The 860-nt window shown below is 69.2% G+C and carries 1 protein-coding gene and 1 pseudogene; one reads left to right on the plus strand and one right to left on the minus strand.

From position 1 onward, the window contains the following. Positions 1–357: pseudogene (locus HUK84_RS20545) on the minus strand (molecular chaperone DnaJ); the annotation flags it as partial. Between the two features lie 176 nt (positions 358–533). Here HUK84_RS20545 and HUK84_RS20550 point away from each other — a divergent pair. Next, positions 534–833, plus strand: a complete 300-nt coding sequence (locus HUK84_RS20550; protein WP_317135327.1) for a BolA family protein — start codon at positions 534–536, stop codon at positions 831–833. Positions 834–860 lie beyond the last annotated feature (27 nt).

An 860-nucleotide genomic window follows, 5' to 3' on the forward strand; every position in this document is an offset into this window, starting at 1 on the left:
GGGGCGGCGCACGGGCCGCCCGCCGCCCAGCAGGTCCAGCGGATCGATCAGGTCCTCTTCCGCGAAATGCGTCCGCCCGCCCCGCTGTCCCAGCCGCCAGGACGGCCGGTTCCACGAGACGTCGTCGCGGATATGCGCCTCGATCTGGCCGGGCGACATGCCTTTGTAGTAATCCCACCGCGCATTGTATTCGCGGACATGCGGCAGGCAGAACCAGAAATACTCCGTCAGCGTCTCGCGTGAGCGCGGCGCGCGATAACCGGCGGCCTCGCCGCAGCCCGCCATGTCGCAACACCGCTCCGGCGCATCCGGATCGGGATCGAAAGCCCGGTGTCGTGTGTTCCTTCGGTTCATCATCTGGCGTTATGTGCGTCCGGACCGTATTCGTGCAAGTGCCAAGCACACATGCCAGCCGGGAGACCGCCCTCATGACCGACCCTACGACCGACCCTGGGACCGCCCCCGCAACCGACCCTGGGACCGACACCCCGACCGATCCCGCGACCGATGCGGAACCGACCCGCGCGGCCCGGATCGGCCGGATCCTGTGCGCCCGCCTAGCCCCGGCGCTGCTGGAAATCAGCGACGACAGCGCCCGCCACGCCCACCATGCCGCCATGCGCGGCGCATCAGGTGGCGAAACCCATTTCAGCATCCTGATCGTCAGCGCCGCGTTCGAAACCATGGGGCGCGTGCCGCGCTCCCGCCTGGTGCATGACCTGCTGGGCGACGAATTCACAACCGGCCTGCACGCCCTGTCGCTGACCCTGCGCACCCCGGCAGAGCATGAGAAGACAACCGGGACGACCGGCGCAAAGGCGGCGGCCATATGACCGCCGCCGCCCCACGCCGCGCCCTTC

This window comes from Nguyenibacter vanlangensis, assembly GCF_013376155.1.
Lineage (GTDB): Bacteria > Pseudomonadota > Alphaproteobacteria > Acetobacterales > Acetobacteraceae > Gluconacetobacter > Gluconacetobacter vanlangensis.